Source organism: Actinomadura sp. NPDC023710 (assembly GCF_040639875.1).
Lineage (GTDB): Bacteria > Actinomycetota > Actinomycetes > Streptosporangiales > Streptosporangiaceae > Spirillospora > Spirillospora citrea.
In genome coordinates, this window is record NZ_JBFAGB010000002.1 from 243,575 (window position 1) to 258,095 (window position 14,521).

The following is a 14,521-nucleotide window of genomic DNA, read 5'->3' on the forward strand; positions in this document are numbered from 1 at the left end:
ATCGATTGCGTGCGGAGCGGCTCACGCGGAACGCAGGAGAGCCTAGGACGGTCTGCCACCATGTGTCGACAGTTTCCAGATCATCACGTTTTGTGGCGGCGGTCAGCCCAAAATACCCCTACGATGCCTCAGCGTGATGGCTCGTACCCCAGAAGCGACGACGACCGTGCGCCCACCGGCCCGCGCCCGCCGGACCCTGCTCGCCACGGGGGCGCTGGTCGCGGCGGCGCTGACCGGCGCCTGCAGTGGCGACTCCGGCGGGACCGCGGCGCCGCCCGAAGTCCCGGTGCTGCAGGAACTCGGCACCCCGGAAGGCCGGCTCGACCTCGTCGCCTGGGCCGGATACGCCGAGAACGGCACGAACGACCCGAAGGTCGACTGGGTCACGCCGTTCACGAAGGCGACCGGCTGCAAGGTGTACACGAAGGTCGCCGACACCTCCGACTCGATGGTCGCGCTCATGAAGACCGGGCGGTACGACGGCGTGTCGGCGTCCGGCGACGCGAGCCTGCGGCTCATCTACGGCGGGACGGTCGCGCCCGTCAACACCGGCCTGATCAGCAGTTGGGAGGACATCGCCAAGTACCTGAAGAACCAGCCGTACAACTCCGCCGCCGGGCGGATGTACGGCGTCCCGCACGGCTACGGCGCCAACATGCTGATGTACCGGACGGACAAGATCACCCAGCGTCCGACGTCGTGGAGCGTGGTGTGGGACAAGGAGTCCCCCGCCGCCGGGCACGTCGTCGCCTACGACTCCCCCATCTACATCGCGGACGCGGCGCTCTACCTCAAGACGCACCGCCCCGACCTGAAGATCAACGACGTCTACGAGCTGGACGACGAGCAGTTCGACGCCGCGGTGAACCTGCTCAAGCAGCAGCGACCGAACGTCAACCAGTACTGGGCGAACTACCTGGACGAGCTCCAGTCGTTCAAGAGCGGCTACAACTACGCCGGCACCGCCTGGCAGGTGACCGCGAACCTGGCCATGACGGACAAGGCGCCGGTCGCCACGACGATCCCGGACGAGGGCGCGACCGGCTGGTCCGACACCTGGATGATCTCCTCGAAGGCCCAGCATCCGACCTGCATGTACAAGTGGATGAACTGGATCACCATGCCGAAGGTGCAGGCGGAGGTCGCGCAGTGGTTCGGTGAGGCGCCCGCCAACCCCAAGGCGTGCAGGTACACCGCCAAGGGCTTCTGCTCGACCTATCACGTCGGCGACCCGGAGTTCTACAAGCGCCTGGCGTTCTGGAAAACCCCGGTGAAGGACTGCGGGGACGACCGCGGCAACAAATGCGTGGATTACTCCCGCTGGGCCCAGGCCTGGACGCAGATCAAGGGCTGACGCCGTCTGACCTGCGCCTCAGGCGGTGGACACGGCCACCTCCCCCGGCCAATGCACCGAGCCGTCACCCGCGGGCGACGGTGAAGTCGAACGAATGTGGGCAGATCTCCCGTACCACGGCGTGTAAAGCCGGGGGAAGGAGAACGCCATGAAGGGTCAAGTCCGCGTCAGAATTGGCAAACGCACCGCCGACGACCGGGCCGAACGCCCGGCCCTGGACCTGCGTACCCCGTCCGGTCGTACCCTCCCGTACTGACCACTGGCGGCGTCCCCGGTTCAGGGCCGGCAGCACCACGTTCAGGGCCAGCGGTACTCGGCGCCCTCGGGCGGGACGTGGTGGGGCAGGTAGCACTTCGTCGTGACGTGCTCGTCCTTGCAGTCGAGGCACAGGTAGGTGCGGTGGCCGCGCAGCCCGCGGCCCCGTCTGTCGCAGGGCGGGCAGACGCACGGCGACCAGCCGACGATGACCCGGCCCGGGCCGAGCCGGTGCCCGGCGGGGCACAGGAACGGGACGTGTTCGGGAGCCTGCACGGCTCGACCCTACTCGAACATGTGATCGATCAGGAAGTGGACCTCCCTCGCACGGTGGGGCCGGGTACGGGTGGACGGTCAGTGGTCGCGGTCGGTCATCAGGTGGGCGAGCGCCCGCAGTTCGGCGTCGGCGCACGGGGCGGCGCCGGCGGCGTCGAGGTCGGCGAGCGCGTCGGTGAGGAGTTCGTCGGCGTGGGCGGCGGCCCAGGCGCGGCCGCCCGCCGCGTCGACGAGGCCGGCGGCGAGGATCGCCTCCTCGTCGGTGAGCGGCGCGTCGCGCAGGTAGAGGGCGGCGAGGTCGCCGCCGGCGGCGCTGCCGGAGGTGAGGGCCGCGACGACGGGCAGCGACTTCTTGCGGCGGCGCAGGTCGGCGTGGACGGGCTTGCCGGTGACCGCCGGTTCGCCCCAGATGCCGAGCAGGTCGTCGACGAGCTGGAAGGCCAGGCCGAGGCGCTCGCCGAAGACGCGCAGGCGGGAGACCTGCCCGGCGGTGCCGCCGCCGTACACGGCACCGAGCGCGCACGAGGCGCCGAGCAGCGCGCCGGTCTTGCCCGCTGCCATGGCCAGGCACTCGTCGAGCGTGACGTCGCCGCGCTCCTCGAAGGCCAGGTCGGCGCGCTGGCCCTCGACCAGTTCCAGGACGGCCCGGGCGAGGATGCGCACGCCGCGGGCGACCACCGCGGAGGGCTCCTCGGCGAGGATCTCGTAGGCGGCGGCGAGGAGGGCGTCACCGGACAGGATCGCCGCGTTGGCGCCGAAGACCGCCCACGCGGTGGGGCGGTGCCGGCGGGTGAGGTCGCCGTCCATCACGTCGTCGTGCATGAGGGAGAAGTTGTGCGCGAGCTCGACCGCCACGGCGGCCGGCAGGGCGGCCTGGACCGTCCCGCCGACCGCCTCCGCGGCCAGCAGCGTGAGCGCGGGCCGGATCGCCTTGCCGCCCGCCCCGGCGGCAGGACGGCCGCGCTCGTCGCGCCAGCCGAAGTGGAAGCCCGCGGTGGAGCGCGACGCGTCCGGCATGGCCTCGACCACGTGACGCAGCGCGGGGTCGAGCAGGCGGCGGCTCCAGGTGAGCACCTCCGCCGCCGTCCGGGGGCGGTGCTGCGGCCCCGTCCGGTGGTCGCAGCCGATCACGGCCGGGTCGTCTCTCCAGGCGGGCATGGGGGGTCCCCTCTCGTCAGCGGGCGATCTCGACGTTCTCCAGGACACCGAGGGCGTCGGGGACCAGCACGGCGGCCGAGTGGTAGGCGCTGACCAGGTAGGTCAGCAGGCCCTTGTCGTCGATGCCGGTGAACCGGGCCGTGAGGCCCGGCCGGACCTCGTTCTCCAGCCCGGTGCGGTGCAGGCCGACGACGCCCTGCTCGTCCTCGCCGGTGCGCAGCGCGAGGATCGAGCTGGTCCCGGTCGGGGAGATGGGGATCTTGTCGGACGGGAGGATCGGGACGCCGCGCCAGGCGTGCACGCGGCGTCCCTCGATCTCGACGGGCGCCGGGTACACGCCGCGCCGGGTGCACTCCCGGCCGATCGCCGCGATCGTCTTGGGGTGGGCGAGGAAGAACCGGGTCTTGCGGCGCCGCGCCAGCAGCTCGTCCATGTCGGCGGGGGTCGGGGGGCCGCCGAGGGTCTGGATGCGCTGGCGCAGGTCCGCGTTGTGCAGCAGGCCGAAGTCGGGGTTGTTGACCAGTTCGTGCTCCTGGCGCTCCCTGACCTCCTCGATCGTCAGCCTGAGCTGCTGCTCGACCTGGTCCATCGGCTCGCTGTAGAGGTCGGCGACCCGGGAGTGGACGCGCAGGATCGTCTGGGTGACGGCAAGCTCGTACTCGCGGGGCGAGGCCTCGTAGTCGACGAACGTGCCGGGCAGGACGGGCTCGCCGTCGTGCCCGGACGCCACCTCGATCGCCGCCTCGCCGTGCCTGGTCCGCGGCGGGGCGGGTGCGGCCCGGTACTCCTCCAGGTGCGCGCGCAGCCCCGCGGACCGCTCGGTCAGCTCCTCGATCGCCTCCCGCGGCAGCGACAGGACGATCACGGGGGTGAGCGCGCGGAACGTGTGCGCCCACTCCCCCGGCTCGCCGAGCAGGGCGTCGGCGCCGAAGAACCCGCCCCCGTCGCGGACGCCGACCCGCCCGGCGGTGTCGTAGACGCCGGGGGCGCTCTCCTCGACCTTGCCGTGCGCGATCAGGTGGACCGCGTCGAGGGGCCCGCCCGACTCCGCGATCACCTCGCCGGGCCGGTACTCGCGCTGCTCGAACCGCGAGGCGAGACCGTCCAGGATCGCGGTGTCGGACAGGCCGCGCAGCGGGGGCAGCTCGGCCAGTTCGGGCGGAACGACCCGGATCGCCGCGCCGTCGTTGACGAACGTCACGAGCCCGTCGCCGAGCCGGTAGGTGAGCCTGCGGTTCACCCGGTAGGAGCCGCCGCCGGCCTCCACCCACGGAAGCTGCGACAGCAGCCACCGCGGGGTGGTGCCCTGCGTCTGCGGGACGGTCTTGGTCGTCGAGGCGAGGTTGCTCGCCGCGCGGGTGGAGAGGGCCAGCCGTTCCTCCGTCACGCGCCGGCACCGCCGTGCGCGACCTCGACCGACTCCAGCATGCCGAGCGCGTCGGGCACCAGGACGGCCGCCGAGTAGTACGCGCTGACCAGGTAGTTCAGGAGCGCCTTGTCGTCGATGCCCATGTACCGGACCGACAGCCCCGGCTGGTACTCGTCCGGCAGGCCGACCTGGTGCAGCCCGACGACGCCCTGCGCCGCCTCGCCGGTCCGCATCAGCAGGATCGAGCTGGTCAGCGTCGACGAGACCGGGATCTTGTTGCACGGGAAGAGGGGCACGCCGCGCCAGCCGGGCACCTTGTGGCCGCCGACGTCGACGCTGTCGGGGTAGATGCCGCGGGCGCTGCACTCGCGGCCAAACGCGGCGATCGCCTTCGGGTGCGCGAGGAAGAACGCCGGGTCCTTCCAGACGAGGCTCAGCAGCTCGTCCATGTCGTCGGGCGTGGGCGGGCCCGAGCGGGTGTGGACGCGCTGCGACAGGTCGGTGTTGTGCAGCAGGCCGAAGTCGCGGTTGTTGACGATCTCGTGCTCCTGCCGCTCGCGCAGCGCCTCGATCGTCAGCCTGAGCTGCTGCTCGATCTGGTCCATCGGCTGGTTGTAGAGGTCGGCGACGCGGGTGTGGACGCGCAGCACGGTCTGCGCGACGCTCAGCTCGTACTCCCGGGGAGACGCCTCGTAGTCGACGAACGTGCTCGGCAGGACGGGTTCGCCGTCGTGCCCCGACGCCACATCGATCTCCGCCTCACCGTGCGCGTTGTGCGCGCGCCGCGGGCTCGCCCGGTACTCGTCCAGATGCTGCTGGAGAGAGGAGGACTGGCCGAGCGTCGCCTGGAAGTCGGCCTGGGTCATGCTGAGGATCGTGCAGGTGGTCACCGCCTTGACGGTGTGCTCCCACGTCGGCGGCTCCTCGCCCTCCTCCGTCCGGAGGAGGGACTGCTCGCCGAAGAAGTCACCGTTGGCGAGCGTTCCGAGGACGGCGTCGGAGCCGAACTCGCCGGCGCCGATCTTGCTGAGCTTGCCGTGCGCGACGAGGACGACGCGGTCGACGGGGCGTCCCCGCTCGACGACGACCTCACCGGGCGCGTACTCCTGCTGGGTGAAGCGTCCCGCGATGGCGTCCAGGGTCAGGTCGTCGTCGTAGCCGCGCAGCGGGGCCAGCTCGCCGAGCTCGCGCGGGATCACGCGGATGTCGGCGCCGGTGGTCACGAACGTGACGCGCCCGTCGCCCAGCGTGTAGGTGAGCCGCCGGTTGACCCGGTAGGTGCCGCCGGACGCCTGCACCCAGGGCAGCAGCTTCAGCAACCACCGCGACGTGATGCCCTGCATCTGCGGGACGGACTTGGTCGTGGTCGCCAGGTTCCGCGCGGCGGCGGTACCGAGGCTCAGCTGGTGGTCCTGTTGCTGCTGCTCCTGATGCTGCTGTTCCGTCACGTCCACACCACCGATTCGTCGTGGTCCTGCGGGGAAGAGGCGGCCTTTGGCCACCCGTGACGCTACAGACGGTAATGAGACGGTCGCAAGGAGCCATTCACAGCACCTATGATTTGCCCTCACGCCACACAACTCGCACCCAGGCGCAACATCACCCGTAACATGCCTGCTCATCGACGCGACCGTGGGGCAGATCACCTCGCCGGACGGCGCCGCCGCGGAAAGATCCACTGCATTTCGATGTTGTACCCGGCGTGCACCGGATCGGGCCCGGTTCAGGAAGGGCCCGGCGGAACCCGAGAGGAGGCCCCCAGTGACCGGAGTGTGGACCGCACTGGCGATCGAGACCGGAGCCGCGCTGGTGGTCGCGGGTTCGCTGGCGGGCTGGGCCCGCCGGCACTTCGCCCGCTCCCGCTGACCGCCCGCTCCCGCGCTGTGCCCGGCCCCCCGGGCCTCAGCTCCGCCGCGCCCCGGAACCCACCGGTTCCGGGGCCTTCTCGTCCCCGGCCTGGTCGATCGGCACCCCGGCCGTCTCCGGGATCCTGATGATCGGCAGCAGCGCGACCAGGGCGACGATCATCAGGTAGTAGGCCGGGACGGAGTTGGAACCCGTGGCGTCGATCAGCGAGCCCACGAGCACGGCCGCCGTCCCGCCGAACAGCGACGTCGAGATGTTGTAGCCGATCGCGAAGGCCCCGTACCGCACCTGGGTCGGGAACATCGCCGGGAACGTCGCGCCGATCACCGCCAGCATCAGCACCAGCAGCCCGCCGATGATCGCGTAGCCGACCACGACCCCGACCGCGTCGTGCGTCTGCATCAGCGCGAACGCCGGCCAGGACAGTACGAGGAAGCCGACCGCGGCGGCGATCAGCAGCGGCTTGCGGCCGATCCGGTCCGACAGCGCGCCGAGCGGCAGGATCACCACCATCATCGCCGCCTCCACGCCGATCGTGGTGAGCTGCGATGAGGTGTCGTTCATGTCCAGGAAGTCGACGAGGTAGGACGGCATGAACGTCAGCAGCGTGTAGACGGCGACGTTCAGCAGGATCACGATCCCGATGAGCCTCAGGATGGTGCGCCAGTGGTGCTCCACGGTCTCCTTGAGCGGCGACCGGGCCTTCCTCCCCTCCGCCTCCATGTGCTGGAAGGCCGGGGTGTCCTCGATCCGCGTCCGGACGTAGAGCCCGACGGCGCCGAGCGGCAGCGCGATCAGGAACGGGATGCGCCAGCCCCATCCGTGCATCGCGCTCTCGCTGAGCGAGAGGTCGATCAGCAGGACGAGCCCGGCGCCCATGATGTAGCCGCCGAGGGTGCCGAACTCCAGGAACGCGCCGTAGAACCCGCGCCGGTTCGTGGGCGCGTACTCGGCGATCATCGTGGCGGCGCCGCCGTACTCGCCGCCCGTCGAGAAGCCCTGGACGAGCCGGACGCCGAGCAGCAGCAGCGGCGCGGCGATCCCGATCGTGGCATAGCCGGGCAGGACGCCGATCACGAACGTCGAGCCCGACATCAGGATGATGGTGGCGGCCAGCACCCGCTTGCGGCCGAGCCTGTCCCCCATCGGACCGAAGAACATGCCGCCGAACGGGCGGGCGAGGAACGCGGCCGCGACCAGCGCGAACGAGCGCAGCGTGGCGCTGCCGCCCGCGTCCTCGGGGAAGAACACCGTGCCGATGATCGAGGTCATCACCCCGGCGCTGAACACGCCGAAGTCGAACCACTCGATGCAGTTGCCCATCGCCGAGGCGATCACCGCCTTGCGGACGGTGCCCTCGCCGGGCTCCGCGTCCTTCGGCGGTCCGGCGCCCTCGCCTCCGCGTCCCGGATCCGCTCCCTGCCGCGCGTTCGTCGAGTCGTTCACGGCTTGCCTCTGCCCGATGATCAGCAAAAGTAACGCCGGGTTGGGGCTCCGGTGACCCTGCGGTAGAAGGCCCTGGTCGGGCTCGGTCAGGCCCTGCGGGACCGGCGCGGAGTCCGCGCGGTGTCCTCCTCCTCGCCGGCGTCCGCGCCGCCGAGGAGGTCGTCCGGCAGCGCGGGCAGGACGGTGGTGCGCTGCGGGTCACCGTCCAGGGGGTCGGCGGTGCGCCGCGGGGCCTTGTCCCGTCCGGGAAGCTCATCGGTGGTCTGGGGGTCGCCGGTGATCTGCGGGTCACCGGTGGTCCGGGGCTCGTCCGGCAGCTCGTTGGTGGTCTGCGGGTCGCCGTCCAGCAGCTCGTCGAGGGACGCGGTGGTCTGCGGGTCGTCCGGCGCGCCCCGCAGGTCGTCCTCGGGGATGGCGACGAGCGCCTGCGTCTCCTGCGCCTCCCGCGTGATCACGCCGCTGGCGAGGACGGTGTTGCGGTGCCGCAGCGCGCCGTTCTCGCGGAGCAGGTTGTCGATGTCGGAGCGGGCGCGGGCGACGCGGCGGCTCATCCGGACGTGCACGAGGAGGCCTCCGGCGGCGGCGCCGAGGACGAACCCGGCGACCGGGAGGCCGACGGCCGGCGGTGCGAGCGTGGCGACCAGTGCGACCACGACCAGCGCGAAGACGACCGCGAGCGCGAGCAGGTGCTGTTCCACCCAGTCCAGGACGGTGTTGACGCGCTTGGGGATCCTCACTCGTCTTCTCCTCCAGTCGGCTCGGAACGGGGACAACGACCGGGCCGGGGCGCGATGTTCCAGCGCCGTGGCACCGCCGTTCCAGGGGACGCCGCCGGGCTCCGCGGCCGGGACGGCACCGGGCTCGCGCCCTTGCGCGCCGCCCTGTCAGTCGACGGGCTCCCACGGATCGTGACCAGAGGGAGACCTTGCCGAAACCCTAACAGGATGTGACCGCCGCATCCGACCCGGCGCCCCGCGCGTCGCCCGCGGACCGTCCCGGGCGCCCCCCGCACACGTCCCGCACACGTTCCGCACACCGCCACAAACTCCCCCGGAACGCCGCGCCGTACACGCGCTCCGGGGGCCCTGTCATCTTTCGAGGCCGGCGCGGAGCGGGACGGCTGCGAGGGCGGCGCCGGCCAGGAGGACGGCGGCGGGCCAGAAGGCGTGCTGGACGGCGGCGGCGGGTGCGGCGTGGCGGGCGACGTTCTGGTAGACGCTGCCGATGACGGCGACGCCGAGGGTGCCGCCGAACTGCTGGACGGCATTGAGAAGGCCGGCGGCGGAGCCGGTCTCGTGGGCCTTCACCGGCTTCAGCGCGGTCGTGAAGAAGGGCGTGGTGAACAGGCCCACGCCGAGCCCGGCCAGGGCGAGGGCGGCCGGCAGCGGCGGGGGGTAGCCGTCGTGGGCGTGGAACGCCCAGATCGCGGCGAGGACTCCGGCCAGCATGACCGCGAGCCCGGCGTGCATGACCCGTGCGCCGAACCGTGGCACCAGGTGGGCGCCGGTGATCCACGATGCCGCCCCCATCGCCGCCGACCAGGGCAGCAGGGTGAGCGCCGAGGTGATCGTGTCCCGGCCCAGGCCGAGTTGGACGTACAGCACCACGGCCAGCATCAGCCCGTTCATGGCCGCGAAGAACAGGACGGAGGTGGCCAGCGCGGCCGGGAACCCGCGCCCGGTGAACAGGCTCGGCTCGACCAGCGGCCGCCGTCCGGCCCGGGCGCTGCGGCGCTGGTGCAGGCCGAACAGCGCCAGCACGACGAGGCCCGCCGCGATCAGGGAGGCGTCCCAGGTGCCCTGGACCAGGGGGTAGACGACGAGCCCGCTCCCCGTCAGCGCCAGCGCGGTCCCGAGGGGGTCGAGCCGGGGGCGGGACGGAGCGCGGTCCTCCGGCAGGAGCGGCGCGACGGCCAGCACGGCCAGCGTGAGCGGGACGTTCACCAGGAACACCCACCGCCACGAGGCCGCCTGGGTGAGCACCCCGCCGAGCACCGGGCCGCACACCGCGGCCAGGCCCATCACCGGCCCGATGCAGCCCAGCGCCTTCGGCAGCTCGGAGCCGGAGAACATCGCGCGGATCAGGCCGAACGTCTGCGGGATGACGGCGGCGGCGAAGGCCCCCTGCACCGCGCGCAGGCCGATCAGCACGCCCGCGGACGGCGCCAGCGCGCAGGCCAGCGAGGCCAGCCCGAACCCGGCCACCCCGAGGCGGAAGATCCGCCGTCGTCCGTGGCGGTCCCCCAGCCGCCCCCCGCCGATCAGCAGGAGCGCGAACACCAGCGTGTACGCGGCGGTGAACCACTGGATGGCGGCCACCCGCCCGCCCAGGTCGGTGTGGACAGCCGGACCCGCGACCTGAACGATCGTGGTGTCCAGCAGGTTCATCGCCTCGGCGGTGAGCAGCGCCGCCAGCCCGGCCCACCGCCACCGGTGGACGGCGGCGCCCGTGGTCTGCAACGTGTCCTCTGACATGGCACGAGCATGGAAGGGCCTGGAGGCCGGATTCCATGATTGCCCGGAAGATCGCCGATATCTGCCACTTATCGGGGCTATATTCGCAATCATGTCCACACTGGACCATCTCGACCGGGCTATCGTCCATGCGCTCCAGCTCGACGGCCGGGCCCCGTTCACCCTGATCGCCGAGGTGGTCGGCAGCTCGACGCAGACCGTCGTCCGCCGGTACCGGCGGCTGTCCGCCGAGGCGGGGCTGCGCGTGGTCGGGCTGGCCGACCCGCGGGCCGCGGGCCACAGGCAGTGGCTCGTCCGGCTGACCGCGACCGCCCATGCCGCGCAGGACACCGCCCAGGCCCTGGCGCGACGCCCCGACACCTCCTGGGTGAGGCTCACCTCCGGCGGGACCGAGATCGTCGCGATCATCCACACCGGCGTCGGCGACCGCGACTCGCACGCGCTGCTGCTCCGCGACATCCCCCGGACCGCCAGCATCACCGCGGTCTCCGCGCACTACATGCTCCACACCTACGTCGGCGGCCCCGCGGCCTGGCCCGGCAGAGTGAACAGCCTCACCGGCGACCAGCAGCGCCGGCTGCGCAGGGAGGTCGACGACAGCGATCCTCCCAGGCTGACCCCGGAGGACGAGAGGCTGGTCGCCGCACTGCGCAAGGACGGCAGGGCGAGCTACGCCGACCTCGCCGGGGCCACCGGGCAGACGGCGGCGACCGTCACCAGGCGGCTGCACGACCTGCGCGCCCGGGGCGCGATCTTCTTCGACGTCGACCTGGACCCCGGTGTGGTCGACATCACGGCCTCGGCCGTCCTGTGGATGGCCGTCGCCCCGGCGCACCTGGAACGCGTCGCCACCGAGCTGGCCACCCACCGCGAGCTCGCGGTCGTCGCCGCCACCACCGGCCGCACCAACCTCATGGCCCACGCGCTGTGCACCGACACCGAGGACCTGCACCACTACCTGACCCGGCGCCTGGCGATCGACGCGATCACCGCCCTCGAGACCGCCCCCGTACTGCGCACCCTGAAGACCGCGGCGACTCTCCGACCGTGAGCGGCCCCGGACGGCGTGCCGAGGACCACGAGGATCCGTGCCGGCGACTTCGCATCCCGGCGGTGCCCGCCGGGATGCGAGCACATGGTCGCGGCGAATATCGTCCTTGGATATGAGCGAACACTTTGACGTCGTGGTCCTGGGCTCGGGCCCGGGTGGATATGTCGCCGCGATCCGGTCGGCACAGCTCGGGCTGAAGACGGCGATCATCGAGGAGAGGTACTGGGGCGGGGTGTGCCTCAACGTCGGCTGCATCCCCTCGAAGGCGCTGCTGCGCAACGCCGAGCTGGCGCACATCTTCACCCAGGAGCAGAAGACGTTCGGGATCAACGTCGAGGGCAGCGTGTCCTTCGACTACGGCGTCGCCTACCAGCGCAGCCGCCAGGTGTCGGACAAGCTCGTCAAGGGCGTCCAGTTCCTGATGAAGAAGAACAAGATCACGTCCTACGACGGGCGCGGCACGTTCACCGACCCGAACACCCTCCAGGTGGCCGGGCGGGACGGGTCCAGCGAGACGGTCACCTTCGACAACTGCATCATCGCGGCCGGCGCGCACACCAAGCTGCTGCCGGGCACGTCGCTGTCGGAGCGCGTCGTCACCTACGAGGAGCAGATCCTCAGCTCCGAGCTTCCGGGCAGCATCGTCATCGCGGGCGCCGGCGCGATCGGCGTCGAGTTCGCCTACGTGCTGCACAACTACGGGGTGAAGGTCACGATCGTCGAGTTCCTCGACCGGATGGTCCCGAACGAGGACGCCGACGTGTCCAAGGAGCTGGCGAAGCGGTACCGCAAGCTCGGCGTGGACGTCCTCACCTCGACCCGGGTGGACGCGATCGACGACTCGGGCGAGAAGGTCAAGGTCACCGTCACCGGCAAGGACGGCGCGCAGCAGGTGCTGGAGGCCGACAAGGTGCTCCAGGCGATCGGCTTCCAGCCGAACGTCGAGGGCTACGGGCTGGAGAAGACCGGCGTCGCGCTGACCGAGCGCGGCGCGATCGACGTGGACGGCCGCTGCCGCACCTCCGTCCCCCACATCTACGCCATCGGCGACGTCACCGCGAAGCTGATGCTCGCGCACGCCGCCGAGGCCATGGGCATCGTCGCGGCCGAGACCATCGGCGACGCCGAGACGATGGAGCTCGACTACGTGATGATCCCGCGCGCCACCTACTGCCAGCCGCAGGTCGCCTCGTTCGGCTGGACGGAGGCGCAGGCGAAGGAGCAGGGCTTCGACGTCAAGACCGCCAAGTTCCCGTTCAGCGCCAACGGCAAGGCGCTCGGCCTCGGCGAGGGCGACGGCTTCGTGAAGGTGATCAGCGACGCCAAGTACGGGGAGATCCTCGGCGCGCACATGATCGGCCCCGAGGTGACCGAGCTGCTGCCCGAGCTGACCCTGGCCCAGCAGTGGGACCTCACCGTCAACGAGGTCGCGCGCAACGTGCACGCCCACCCGTCCCTGGGCGAGGCCATGAAGGAGGCCGTGCACGGCCTGGCCGGGCACATGATCAACCTCTGACGAGCGGAACGGCGCGAGGCCGCCGCCACGGTTCGCCCGTGGCGGCGGCCTCGCCGTTTCTCCGCTGGTCAGGACGTCGGCCAGCGCTCCAATGCCGTGTAGGCGGGCTGCCACTGCGTGGCGAACGCGGTCCGGGCCGGCTCGGGCAGGACGGACAGCGTGGAGGTCGCCGTCGCGTCGTCCACCCCGTCGAGGAGCCAGGGCAGCACGCGCGGCGCGTTGGGGCCGACGTGGCGTCCGTGGGCCTGGCCGAAGTTCTGGAACTGCTCCAGCGTCAGGGTGGCGTCGATCAGGGGCAGCGCCTCCTTCTCCTCGTGCGCGAGGTGCGCGGTCAGAGCGGTGGCGAGGGCGTCGACGAGCTCGCCCACGGGTTCGGCGCCCGTGTCGATGGCCTCGATGAGGGGGTCGACCGCGGCGTGCTCGGCCTCCATCGCGTCCAGAAGGGCCAGGTCGTCGGAGCGGCCGTCGAGGGTCTCCCGCACCACCGGCCAGAGGGCCTCGTCCTCGGCGGTGTGGTGGGCGTGCAGGGACAGTTTGAACAACTCCCAGCCCGCGGCCGCGGCCAGGAGGCGCCGGGGGTCGTCGTCCTCGCGCGCCGTCACCTTGGCGAGATGCTCCAGCTCCCTCCTCAGCGCGTCGTGCATGACGTACATCAGTGTCCAGTCGTATTCGCTCATCGCTCCTCCTTCTTCACCGCATTGACGGAGCGAGCGGAGGAAAGGTGACGGCTCAGGACGTGTGCGTCGGCGCGGGCCGGTTGAGGCGGCTGAGGAGGCGCTGGCCCTGGCGGGAGCTGACGTCCAGGCGGCGGGCCAGCTCGGCGCCGGTGATGCCGGGCTCGGCGTCGAGGATGGCGAGGGCGCGGGCCTCGTTGTCGGTGGCGACTCCGCGCGGGGCCTTCTCGGACGGGGCCTTCGGGGACGAGGTCTTCTGGGACGGGGCCTTCTGGAGCGGAGCCGGCGCGGCCGGTCTCCTCGACGCGGGCTTCTTCGCGGGCGGAGTCTCGTCCACGGGGTCCGGCGTCGGCGCGGTCAGCTCGGTGACGCGGGCGAGGGCCTGGTCGAGCATGACGCCGTCGGTGAGCATCCAGACGACGTCGGCGGGGGCCCTGGTCCTCCACCTGCGGCCGTAGTGGGCGTCCAGGAGGGCCAGGGCGTGGCGGCGGCGCTGCTCGGCGGTCAGGGCGTGCGGGTAGGAGGTGATCTGCCACAGCACCATGCGGCGCCACAGCCGGAACGTCGAGAACGGGGCCAGCAGCCAGCGGGCGAGGGGGATGCCTTCGCGGACGGTCCCGGCGGCGATCCCGGCACGGCGGCGGATGGCGTGCCGGACGGCCTCGATGAACGTGATGAACAGCACCGGCATGGCAGCGTGCATCACCATGCCGGTCGCGTCGCCGTGCGCGGCCGAGACGTTCAGCCAGACGGTCGCGGCGGTGAACGCGAACGCCATCCAGCGCAGCGCCGGCATCGGCATCGCCAGCCACTCCAGCAGCAGCGCGACCGACACCAGCGCGAGGATGCCGAGGTCGACGCCCGCCGGGACGATCCACGCCTGGCCGCCGAACCAGGGCTCGGCCACGTCCCGGACGGAGGCGAACGACCCGTAGCCGCCGAGCCCGGCGAGGCCGGCGAAGAACACCCCACCGACTCCGGCCAGGACCCGCTGGGCCCGGGTCAGCGGCACGACGGCCGCGCGCTGCTCGTCCATCGGCGTTCCTCCGTCACGGGGTCCGGATCACCCGGAGACGGTAGCG

The 14,521-nt window shown here is 71.9% G+C and carries 12 protein-coding genes; 3 read left to right on the forward strand and 9 right to left on the reverse strand.

Annotated elements, in window-relative coordinates; all coding sequences use genetic code 11:
- The first annotated feature begins 136 nt into the window (after positions 1-136).
- A complete protein-coding gene (locus AB0H37_RS03215) occupies positions 137-1,354 on the forward strand; it encodes an ABC transporter substrate-binding protein (RefSeq protein WP_179839004.1) in 1,218 nt (405 codons plus the stop codon).
- A gap of 297 nt (positions 1,355-1,651) precedes the next feature.
- Here the strand turns inward: AB0H37_RS03215 and AB0H37_RS03220 are convergent, their stop codons facing one another.
- The 7 genes from AB0H37_RS03220 to AB0H37_RS03250 form a co-directional block, all read right to left on the reverse strand.
- Positions 1,652-1,885, reverse strand: a complete 234-nt coding sequence (locus AB0H37_RS03220) for a hypothetical protein (protein ID WP_179837113.1) — start codon at positions 1,883-1,885, stop codon at positions 1,652-1,654.
- A gap of 78 nt (positions 1,886-1,963) precedes the next feature.
- The gene (locus AB0H37_RS03225; protein WP_179837114.1) at positions 1,964-3,043 is read right to left on the reverse strand and encodes a family 2 encapsulin nanocompartment cargo protein polyprenyl transferase; all 1,080 of its coding nucleotides are present in this window, start codon (positions 3,041-3,043) and stop codon (positions 1,964-1,966) included.
- A gap of 16 nt (positions 3,044-3,059) precedes the next feature.
- Entirely contained in the window at positions 3,060-4,430 is a 1,371-nt protein-coding gene (locus AB0H37_RS03230; protein WP_360611036.1) for a family 2B encapsulin nanocompartment shell protein, read from the reverse strand.
- On the reverse strand, positions 4,427-5,860 hold the full coding sequence (locus tag AB0H37_RS03235; protein WP_360611038.1) for a family 2B encapsulin nanocompartment shell protein: 1,434 nt from the start codon (positions 5,858-5,860) through the stop codon (positions 4,427-4,429). Before AB0H37_RS03235 ends, AB0H37_RS03230 begins: the two co-directional genes overlap by 4 nt.
- A gap of 454 nt (positions 5,861-6,314) precedes the next feature.
- Positions 6,315-7,724 (reverse strand): MFS transporter, encoded by a 1,410-nt coding sequence (locus tag AB0H37_RS03240; RefSeq protein ID WP_360611040.1) that lies wholly within the window; start codon positions 7,722-7,724, stop codon positions 6,315-6,317.
- Positions 7,725-7,810: 86 nt separating this feature from the next.
- Positions 7,811-8,461 carry a hypothetical protein gene (locus AB0H37_RS03245; RefSeq protein WP_360611042.1) on the reverse strand — a complete coding sequence of 217 codons (651 nt, stop codon included), beginning with the start codon at positions 8,459-8,461 and terminating at the stop codon, positions 7,811-7,813.
- Between the two features lie 351 nt (positions 8,462-8,812).
- On the reverse strand, positions 8,813-10,198 hold the full coding sequence (locus AB0H37_RS03250) for an MFS transporter (RefSeq protein WP_360611044.1): 1,386 nt from the start codon (positions 10,196-10,198) through the stop codon (positions 8,813-8,815).
- Between the two features lie 91 nt (positions 10,199-10,289).
- On the opposite strand from AB0H37_RS03250, the gene AB0H37_RS03255 reads away from it, so the two are divergent.
- Both AB0H37_RS03255 and lpdA read left to right on the forward strand, forming a co-directional pair.
- Positions 10,290-11,249, forward strand: coding sequence for an Lrp/AsnC family transcriptional regulator (locus AB0H37_RS03255; RefSeq protein WP_329086461.1), 960 nt, complete (start codon positions 10,290-10,292; stop codon positions 11,247-11,249).
- A 112-nt stretch (positions 11,250-11,361) separates the two neighbouring features.
- Entirely contained in the window at positions 11,362-12,765 is a 1,404-nt protein-coding gene (lpdA, locus tag AB0H37_RS03260) for a dihydrolipoyl dehydrogenase (protein ID WP_329086459.1), read from the forward strand.
- A 68-nt stretch (positions 12,766-12,833) separates the two neighbouring features.
- On the opposite strand, the gene AB0H37_RS03265 is transcribed toward lpdA, so the two are convergent.
- Both AB0H37_RS03265 and AB0H37_RS03270 read right to left on the reverse strand, forming a co-directional pair.
- Positions 12,834-13,442: a hemerythrin domain-containing protein gene (locus tag AB0H37_RS03265; protein WP_329086456.1), complete on the reverse strand. Its 609-nt coding sequence runs from the start codon at positions 13,440-13,442 to the stop codon at positions 12,834-12,836.
- Positions 13,443-13,494: 52 nt separating this feature from the next.
- Positions 13,495-14,475 (reverse strand): DUF2637 domain-containing protein, encoded by a 981-nt coding sequence (locus tag AB0H37_RS03270; protein ID WP_360611047.1) that lies wholly within the window; start codon positions 14,473-14,475, stop codon positions 13,495-13,497.
- Between the last annotated feature and the right edge of the window lie 46 nt (positions 14,476-14,521).

What these genes read in the sequence shown, in the direction of transcription:
- AB0H37_RS03215 (WP_179839004.1), top strand. Translation starts at nt 137, where the DNA reads ATGGCTCGTACCCCAGAAGCGACGACGACCGTGCGCCCACCGGCCCGC.
- AB0H37_RS03225 (WP_179837114.1), bottom strand. Translation starts at nt 3,043, where the DNA reads ATGCCCGCCTGGAGAGACGACCCGGCCGTGATCGGCTGCGACCACCGG.
- AB0H37_RS03250 (WP_360611044.1), bottom strand. Translation starts at nt 10,198, where the DNA reads ATGTCAGAGGACACGTTGCAGACCACGGGCGCCGCCGTCCACCGGTGG.
- AB0H37_RS03255 (WP_329086461.1), top strand. Translation starts at nt 10,290, where the DNA reads ATGTCCACACTGGACCATCTCGACCGGGCTATCGTCCATGCGCTCCAG.
- lpdA (WP_329086459.1), top strand. Translation starts at nt 11,362, where the DNA reads ATGAGCGAACACTTTGACGTCGTGGTCCTGGGCTCGGGCCCGGGTGGA.
- AB0H37_RS03265 (WP_329086456.1), bottom strand. Translation starts at nt 13,442, where the DNA reads ATGAGCGAATACGACTGGACACTGATGTACGTCATGCACGACGCGCTG.
- AB0H37_RS03270 (WP_360611047.1), bottom strand. Translation starts at nt 14,475, where the DNA reads ATGGACGAGCAGCGCGCGGCCGTCGTGCCGCTGACCCGGGCCCAGCGG.